The following is a 9,639-nucleotide window of genomic DNA, read 5'->3' as shown; positions in this document are numbered from 1 at the left end:
AAAAAGGAAAACCTTTTGGATACGCCAAACCGAAATTCATCTCCCACCTACCGGTGGGCTACGCCCTTCACACGCTTGAGGAAGGAGAATTCTTTCGGGAAATTCGTTAAAATTAGACTTTTTTTCGACAATTATTTTATGTTTATATTTCATTTTATTATAGGAAAAGGCGGGGGAAAGCGGACCTTTTCCTATAAAATGTTTTGTTGGAATTAGAAATAACTAAAAAAGTAATATTAGCTTAAAATTAAAATGAAATTCAATGATAAGGTTATAATTGAATTTTTAAACCTCATGTGTATTGAAAATATGGTCAAATCTTAATCCACGTTGCGTTTCTTCCTTTTGTAACTAGCTTAATATGGCCAAACACTTGCAAGGAATTTAAAGCCTTACTGATTGTACTTTCTGCAATGTCTGGATAAGTGTTACGAATACTTTCCTTAGTAAAAGGTTGTTTTTGTTTAAGTATAAAATCCTGAATTCTCTCAACTTTAGTATGTTTACATATAGAATCTAGAACTGTGTTATGAAGATCTTTGTAAGCCTCTAATATAATTGTTAAAAACGTTTTTAACCAAAAACTATTATTATGTTCCTCGCAGTACCAATTCACGGAAGATTTATAAATCGAATTGTAATAATCAGATTCATTTTTCTTAATATATTTATCCAAACATACATATTTTACAAATGTATGTCCACTCTTAATTAACAGCAATTGCATTAACATAAATGCCAGCCTGTTATTACCTTGATTGAAAGGGACTATGCAATAAAAATTTAATATAAAACGAGCTATTAATAAAAGTGAATGTAGCCCCTTACTAGTATTTAATGAGTTGTATTGATCACATAATTGCTCCATAAACCGTGGGATAAGTTCATGCGGAAGAATGCGGTAACTATTCAAGTGCATTCCATGTTCTGGAACTCCCGGAATAATAAAAGGTTTTTCACGCCATTTGGCACTGTCAGAGGTAAGGTAATGTATTAGTTGAAAATGTAATTCCTGTATAGTTGCTGGATTAATTGATAAAGTACAGGAGTTTTTATGTACAAAAGAAAGTGTTTGATAATAACAAAAAATAGCATCTTCAGAAATATTTTGAGGTACTATATCATCTAAAATAAGTTCTTTTAATCTTTTATTAGGAACTTTTATATCCTCATAAATAGTTGTGAAATTTTTTATGTAATGTAGTGGTATAGTTTTTTCTAAACTATTAAATATGTCAGGGTTTTGTTCCTGATAAGCAGCTAATTTTCCTTTGAATTCGCTAATTTCACTTATTAAATTGATTAACCTCCTTTTTAATTCAATATTTTTGTACTTATCATCAAAAAAGTCTCTCATTTTTGTTCCTCCTGTAACCCCTTAACACGTTGTTGCATATATCTTTCCATTCTAAAGGTATGCTACGACATCATTGTAAAATAAAGATATTTTCGGTCTGATTTTGAATATATATCAGAATCTATATTTTTATTTAACAATTAAAATATAGAAATTATAAAGAAGAATCGTTAGGATTCAATTTTAATAGGCATAATCCTAACATCAAATGCACAAATGTACAATAAAAAAATAAAAAAAATAAAACTATCGACTCTTTTGAAATATTATCTAAAAGAGTTTTAAGAAATTGTAGGTATAGATGTGCTTTGGTTTAGGAGTAAATAATAAAGCGGTAATAGAGTTTTCATAGGTAATTAAAAAGTAGATAGACTATTAATTTGTGACAATTACGTGCCTAATCTATCATATGCTTTTATGAGAATTCTAAAATTAAATCCTAACGAGCTGAATTTTCTATATTTAGCATAAATATTAGGGAGGCGTGCTGATGAAATGTATCATTTTATATAGAAATATGTAACGTTTAACACTCGTATTGTAAAATATTTTGACATACGTTAATTTAAATATTAGGTACAGGAACATTTAATAAAAACTCAGTACTAAAGTACCCTTTAAACGTTTCACCCTAAGAACGTTTCTCAAGCACACTGAAATTTACCCGTTGTTTCTGTGCCTTATTAGATAAAAATAATATAATAAATTTTTAGAATATGATAATAAAAAATGGGTTTTCAAATTTTCCTCCTTAAACATTAAAAATCTCTTGATGATCTGTTTAAAGTAAGGAAATGCAGGATTGACAATGGTTATTAATAAAGAAAATACAGTTAAGCTAGATACCTTAGGTCATTTTATAAGTAATTAAGCGTTAGATTGAATTAGTAAGAATATTATATGTGTTTGCTAAATGGCTTGTTTTAATTGGTCTGTTACTATTAATTTATGAATTTTAACATTTAGAAGCTAGTCAACATATAGGTTATATTAGTTATGTGGGTTTTAACCTCAAGTGTAAATGTTTAAGGTTAAAGGATTTGTGAGTGTTATAAAAGAAGTGAAAGTCTGGAAGAAACGGATATAATCGGTTTCTTCCAGACTTTTTTTGCTTTTTTGTAATATAAAAAATTTATTTTCCTACATGATTTAATTATCTGTTTTAATATTTGAATTTTTTGTGAAATTAAACGAAGTTTTTATTCTTCTTTAAATACATAATGTTACAAAATAGCGTAATTGTATTTACTTTATTTTTAAATGAGATTAAAAATAATAATAAACGTACCAATGTATGAGAGGTATTAGTATATTTATTAGTAATTTGTTCGTTTATCTCTATATTGCTATTATATTAGCGATAACAATAATATATTGGGGGGACAAGAATGAATTTGAAATTAACATCTAAATTGGAAAGATTAAGAAAAAGTAAAAAAGGAATTGGTGCTTGTGTTTTAGCTGCAGGGGTAACGGCTATTACTATGATTCCTCAAAGTGCTTATGCACATGGATTTGTTGAAAAGCCAAGTAGTCGTGCTGCTTTATGTAGTCAGAATTATGGAGCATTGAATTTAAATTGTGGAAATATAATGTACGAACCTCAAAGCCTAGAAGCACCTAAAGGATTCCCAGATGGGGGACCGATTGATGGAAAAATTGCTTCGGCAGGAGGACTGTTTGGAGGGATTCTTGACCAACAAACATCAAATCGCTGGTTCAAAAACACGATTAAGGGTGGAGCAAATACCTTTACATGGAAATATACAGCTGCACATCCTACAAGTAAATGGCATTATTACATTACAAAAAAGGGATGGGATCCTAATAAACCATTAACACGTGCTGAATTAGAACCAATTGGAACTGTGAAACATGATGGTTCTGCCGCATCAAATAATTTAAAACATACAATTAATGTACCAACTGATCGCAATGGTTATCATGTTATTTTAGCTGTATGGGATGTAGCAGATACGTCAAATGCGTTTTATAATGTAATTGATGTAAATCTAGTAAATAATGAAACTCCCGATACAGTAGCTCCAAGTCAACCAACTGAATTAAATGCTTCTAAAGTTTCTGCCAATAGTGTTGAAATAACATGGAAGGCCTCTACTGATAATATAGGTGTAAAAGAATATCAAGTGTTACGTAATGGCGAAGTAATTGATACGGTACCAGGTACAACTTTTATTGATAAAAAACTAACAGCAGATACGGAATATACCTATACAATAAAGGCATTAGACTCTGCTGGAAACATATCAAAAGAAAGTGAAAAACTAAAGGTTAAGACAACACATGCAATCCCAGATATAGAGGCTCCAAGTCAACCAAAAGGATTACATAGTATGGGTACAACAGCGACAACTGTTGATTTGATGTGGAGTCCGTCTGAAGATAATGTAGGTGTTGACCATTATATTGTATATAGAGAAAGCGCTGGGGGTATGAATAAAATTGGGACAGCGGCTAATACATCCTTTATGGATAAAGATTTGAAGGCTAATACATCGTATAAATATGTAGTGACGGCGGTTGATTTAGCTGGAAATGAATCTAGTAGAAGTGATGTTTTGAATGTAACAACAAAGTCAGAGGATTCCACATATGAAAAATGGGATGCAAGAAAAGCATATACAAAAGGCGATAGAGTAGTATATGAGGGAAAAGTGTATGAAGCAGTTCAAGATCATCAAGGAAATGGCGACTCAAATTGGATTTTTGCCTTATCGCTTTGGAAGCCAGTTTTGAATAAGTAACAGGTGGGAAAAGGTAGCTAACATTTTTGGGTTTTCTTTTAAAAATTAAGGGCTGTTCCAAATATGAATTATCTTATTGATTTAAATGATAAATCAATAAGATTTGAACCCCATCCTAATGTTTACGAAATGAAATTAAAAAAGAATCCCAATGGAATTTCATTGGGATTCTTTTTTTTCTAATTTGTAATAGCATATATTTTCACTGTGAATTTGCTAGTGGCACCAATTGGACTTGCAATATAATATTTAGTATTTGTGTAAGCTTCAGTCCTAGATCCATGTGAAATGTTTTTCCAACGAGTAGAATCTATTCCTAGGGAAACATCAATCATTACATTGAAAGAGATAGTAGAAGGATAATCCTTTTCTGAAGGCTCAATAACCCATTTTAATTTTTTGGTACCTACAGGTAAACTATCAATTTTAAAGTTTTGACTGGATCGATTTTGTTGCCCGGATAAAGGACTAGATTCAGATGGTATTTGCGAAATTAATATTTCTTTTTCATTAGAATGTATACCATTTAATTTAATGATACTATCAATTAAACCTGGACCAGGAAAATCAGCTGCGATGATACCAGAATGTTTAATTATGCCTTGTTGTAAGAGTTCGGTCCCAAGTGTATTCATTCCCCCATAGTATACTTGTCCGTTTCTATCGCGAGGAAAATCACTCCATGCATTTGTGGAATTCGTTTGAATCAATTTAGGACTACTATCAGTATTTCTGCTCTCTTTTCCGCTTGCAACAAACCAAGGATATACATTATTTAAAAATGCTGCTGCGCCTCCCGTACCACTAAAATGGTTGAGATGAATTTTTCCATTATTAAAATTAGTATTTGCATTTTGTAGATGGGTTTTTATCGCAATCCATTTTGCATATATTTCGTCTGGTCCGCTTCCAATTTCAAATTTATCTTGTATATTCAAACCTTCGTAATCAATACCGTACAATTGAGTAGATGTAAAGTTTTGTAAGATTACAATTTTCCCGCGGGTATCTCCTAAAGTAGAGTTATTTCTATCTGAAGTTGGTACGGAATTAGGATTCCAAAAATATGAAGCATTAACGTTTTTATATTTTAAAAATATCTCCTCAAATGATAGAGAGCCACTTTCAGGAGTAGTTTCTTCTTTTAGGCGCATTAGCGCATTAATATTGTTTCTGTTGGATAATCTTTTAAAAATTGAATTGTCTCTTTTAATACATCTTCAAACACAGCTTTTTGATTTACAATGCCATGATACATTGCAAAAGAATCTTTTACACGTTTAACACGCATATCTACATAGCGGATTCCAGAATTTAATTGTTGGGATAGACTCATAGTTTGATTTCTTGTCAAATTTTCATCAAGAAAGCTTGCTCCATGTAAAGCCATTGTACCGTGAGTGCCTGGAATAGATATTTCACTTAATTTTGTAGAATCTTCTATTTTCGACATCAACGCTGGATTTTGATATCCTATATTGGATTCATAGGAATAACCTGAATGACTATCAGCTAAAATAGTAGATGGTGTACTTAAACTTGCTAGTGTAATACAAGTGAGGATGCTAATTTTAATGAAATTTCTCATTTTTATTTTCTTCATTTGATCTCTCCTGACCTTTAAATAATGCTAGATGATTTTTCCTATATTTATTGTTTTTCATTCTTAAGGTAATAAATTTTTGGAGTTGAAAATAATTAAAAATAGGGGGAGTAAGTTATTTGGGACTTTAATAATTTGTTTTTATGAATAGTACCTAATAGCCAAACGTATTCTTGAAAAATCGAAGTATAGCCTCTAAAAAACACCTGTTTATCGCATTGTATACAAACAAAACAGAAGTCCTAAAAAAGACTTCTATTTTGTGACATATAATGAATTATAAGGTGGTAAACAAATCAAGATAATGTGAATGAGTGGTAAAAATTTATTAATAGCTGTTTTAGAATCTCTTATAACAAGGCTGATTACAAAAAATGAATCCCTATAATGCTAATAAAAATTGAAAGATTCTACTCATTAAAACTTAGACTAACTACAGTTGCGATTGATTGGGCTGCATGTTCCCAGCTTCCATCTATAACTTTACCAATCTGCTGACCAAGTGTATTTAAATCATTTGGATTAACTGGAATTCCATTATAAGCAGCAAGAATTGATAAAAGTGGAGCAGCAAATGGTGTCCAACCACCTCTATCAATACTAAATACAGGCTTATCTACTACTTTTCCGTCTTGCACAGTAAACTCATAATAAAATTGATCATCTGGACGGAAACTTAAGTGATGAGAAATTTGTCCCTTAACATATTTTTTTCCTGCACCTAGATTTACTACTTCTATTTCTTTAACGTTAAATTCATGCTCGAATACTTTTATTTTTTTGACTTCTGGACCATTTAAGGCAGCATTAACAGCTGTTTCTAAATTATTTTGTGCTAATGGTTGAATACCCATTTGTGCCTCGTTTTGTTGGATAGGAGCTCCTTTTTCTACAGCAAACACTGATGTGGTAGGTAGTGCACCTGTAGCTAATGTTGCTGCAAGTGCTGTTGTCATCATGATTTTCCTTTTCATCTTCATAGTTTTTCTTCCTCTCTAAAAGTTTTGATATATAATCTTTTAAAGACTGACATTGTGTAATATTTTACTTCATAATGCACAAAAAACGGTTTTAAGAATGATGTGGAATTATGTCAGAGAATTAAAATTAATTATATATGTATTTAAGATAATATATATCTACACATATTTTTTCAATTTTTAGACAAATGCAACGTTATGACTTCTTAAGAGTCAATTTAGTACCTTGTTTATCTATAGAAATCCTATAAATAAACTAATTTCATAGTGAATGTAATATATTTGATATTAAATGTCTTACATAATGATATAAAGTTTCACATTTTTTTATTTTAAAGAATGAAGCGATAAGGCTTCAAACCGCAAGGGATGCGGGGGTAGCCTAATCAATTAGAGTTTGAAAGAATCTTTACTTAGGAATCCCTCACTTCTAAACGAAGTGAAAGTGGGGGTAGTTCAAAAATCCTTTACATCAATACGAGGTATTACAAGCAAATAAGGAGAGGAATTTCACTCCAGGATCTTCTCTTACACGAGCAGAATTTGCATATTGGTTATCTCAAATTGCTTACTTTACGCCACCTTCAAAAAAGAACCAGTGTTTTCTGATGTGAAAAATCATCTGTATGCACCACATATTCAAAAGTTATATGAAATTGGTATTTTATATGAAAAAGAAGGGGAACAATTCCATCCAGACCGTGCAATTACTAGACAAGAAGCAGCATGGATTACCTGGCAGTATTTAAAAATGTTAGGAGCGCCATCTGCAGTTGCAATATTAAAGGGAGAAACTGATGATTGGGCCATAGAATCTGTGAAAAACATTGTAGGTCATGGTTTAGTAGGGCCTGAGGTTATATATAATGAAGATGGATCAGCAGATTATCTATCAAAACAAAGTATGAAACGACAAGAGGCAGCTGCATTGTTATTTTACGTTTTGTTATCTAGTTAATTTGTTTTGAGGTAAATTTCACAAAAAGAAAAAATCTAAAGAGTTTGAAATAATATACAGAAAAAGAATAGTCTTCGGCCAATGATTTATCGTAACAAACAGGGGTGGATGAGTTATAACCATACTCCAAATCTTAAGTAGAGCTGTTATTAGAAGAATTTCTTAAGTGTTTTGTAATGTAATGTTCTCCTTTGAGGGGAGCCTTTTTTTATTTTAATATTAATAATTTCATGTACCGAAATTATTAATATTAAAATAAAAATCTACAACAAGGGGGTTCAATCCAAGTTAGGTAAAACTAGGTCACAGTCATACATTAGTTACCGCTTTTCTTTTTTTGAAGAAGATATTTGTATTTTGGCTAGCGCGACATTGTTATCAAGTTAAGATTATACAAAGTCAATTTAAGGCGGAATTGTTTCATTTTTCTAAAGGGAGAGTATATTGCTCTATCTATTGTAAATGATTTTGAATCCGATAAATCTTTTATTCTTGGTATAAAATTAAATCTTAATAAATGGGTAAATCCAAAAATCTATTTTGTGAAACCGCCCCTGTCTGTATATAACAATAGGACTTTACATACCACTATTTATCGCTGCTACAATGTTTTGGGCGATTCAAGAGCAGGGAGCAATCATCTTAGCTAGTTATGCTGATCAACGTACGCAGTTAAACTTTGCAGGATTTGAGGTTCAATCTTCATGGTTCCAATCTTTAAACCCTATTTATATTGTTTTACTAGCACCAGTATTTGCTTGGCTTTGGGTAAAGCTAAATTCACGCCAACCAAGTACAGCAAATAAATTTGCTATCGGTTTATTATTTGCTGGTTTATCATTCTTAGTGATGATTATTCCTGCATATATCCATGGTACCGAATCCCTTGTTAGCCCAATTTGGTTAATCATTAGCTTCCTTTTAGTCGTAATCGGGGAACTTTGTTTATCACCTGTCGGCTTATCTATTACTACAAAACTAGCACCAGCAGCGTTCTCTGCTCAAACAATGAGTTTATGGTTCTTAACGAGTGCATCTGCACAAGCTATCAATGCGCAGCTTGTTCGATTATATAATCCTGAAACAGAGATTATTTATTTCGGTGTAATTGGCGGAATATCCATTGTTTTAAGTGTTATTTTATATTTCATGGCTCCAAAGATTCAGGTACTTATGAAAGGGATTAAATAATAGAACTGTGCCAAAAACTTGTTACCATGCAGGTTTTTGTGCACAGTTTTTTTAGTGCTTTATCGTATGTAAAACTAGCTCCTTTTAAACGAAGAACAACAAAGGCAAATTGATCAGAAGTAAGTCATTTATCGATATGGATGATTAGGAGAAAGCATTTACGGTAACCCCAAGTCGAGAGTCTTCCGATACTAATATAGTTTATACATTGAACCCTATTTAATAGGTTAGTTTTGAAAGATGGAACTCCCGCATTCGAAAATGATGTACATAATTTTTCCAAATGGGCAGCTTATTTTTTGTTTTGGGGTTACTTCAATATCTAAGCTAAATGCCTATGGAGCAAAACTAAAAAAAGACGCCAAATGGCGCCCCCAACTTGGGTTAATGAGGTTTTAGTTTTCCAATCTAAAGAAATATTGTATCAGCTCACAAAGAGAGTATATCATAACATCCAAGAGAAATAATATGCATTCTTACATATCGGAATGAAACTTGTATTCTTGCGCTGACGGACCAAGAATAACAAGATATGAAGCATATCAGTAGTGTGGAAATACCGAGTCTAGGATGTACTTACTGGTAACAAAACACAAAAGATAATAAAGACATTACATGTAGAAAGTGGGGAAAGAGTTGTAAATATCCTCCTTTTTACTTCGTTTGACAAATTCTATATGATAGAATTTGTCAGGTCCCTTTAGGAATCGTTTCTATGTGATATTGGTTATTGTTATAAAAAGTACTTAAAAACAAAAGAGAACCCTCATTGGGTTCTCTTTTTT

At 31.6% G+C, this 9,639-nt stretch carries 4 protein-coding genes and 3 pseudogenes; 3 read left to right on the top strand and 4 right to left on the bottom strand.

What is annotated here, in order from left to right:
- Positions 1-313: 313 nt before the first annotated feature.
- Positions 314-1,357, bottom strand: a complete 1,044-nt coding sequence (locus ACTFR3_RS27635) for a Fic family protein (RefSeq protein ID WP_048538655.1) — start codon at positions 1,355-1,357, stop codon at positions 314-316.
- Positions 1,358-2,745: 1,388 nt separating this feature from the next.
- Here ACTFR3_RS27635 and ACTFR3_RS27630 point away from each other — a divergent pair.
- The gene (locus ACTFR3_RS27630; protein WP_440045030.1) at positions 2,746-4,122 is read left to right on the top strand and encodes a lytic polysaccharide monooxygenase; all 1,377 of its coding nucleotides are present in this window, start codon (positions 2,746-2,748) and stop codon (positions 4,120-4,122) included.
- 179 nt (positions 4,123-4,301) lie between these two features.
- Here the strand turns inward: ACTFR3_RS27630 and ACTFR3_RS27625 are convergent.
- Positions 4,302-5,725, bottom strand: a pseudogene (locus ACTFR3_RS27625) (phosphatidylinositol-specific phospholipase C).
- Between the two features lie 410 nt (positions 5,726-6,135).
- Complete coding sequence (locus ACTFR3_RS27620) at positions 6,136-6,705, bottom strand: hypothetical protein (RefSeq protein ID WP_048538653.1); 570 nt, start codon at positions 6,703-6,705, stop codon at positions 6,136-6,138.
- Positions 6,706-7,160: 455 nt separating this feature from the next.
- Here ACTFR3_RS27620 and ACTFR3_RS27615 point away from each other — a divergent pair.
- A pseudogene (locus tag ACTFR3_RS27615) lies at positions 7,161-7,663 on the top strand (S-layer homology domain-containing protein); the annotation flags it as partial.
- Positions 7,664-8,024: 361 nt separating this feature from the next.
- On the opposite strand, the gene ACTFR3_RS27610 reads toward ACTFR3_RS27615, so the two are convergent.
- On the bottom strand, positions 8,025-8,153 hold the full coding sequence (locus tag ACTFR3_RS27610) for a hypothetical protein (protein WP_391485058.1): 129 nt from the start codon (positions 8,151-8,153) through the stop codon (positions 8,025-8,027).
- 89 nt (positions 8,154-8,242) lie between these two features.
- Here ACTFR3_RS27610 and ACTFR3_RS27605 point away from each other — a divergent pair.
- Positions 8,243-8,854: pseudogene (locus tag ACTFR3_RS27605) on the top strand (oligopeptide:H+ symporter); the annotation flags it as partial.
- Positions 8,855-9,639 lie beyond the last annotated feature (785 nt).

The sequence above is a fragment of the Bacillus cereus group sp. MYBK14-1 genome, assembly GCF_051916885.1.
Lineage (GTDB): Bacteria > Bacillota > Bacilli > Bacillales > Bacillaceae_G > Bacillus_A > Bacillus_A cereus.
The sequence above is the reverse complement of the archived record's forward strand: the minus strand, read 5'-3'. Positions and strand labels throughout refer to the sequence as shown.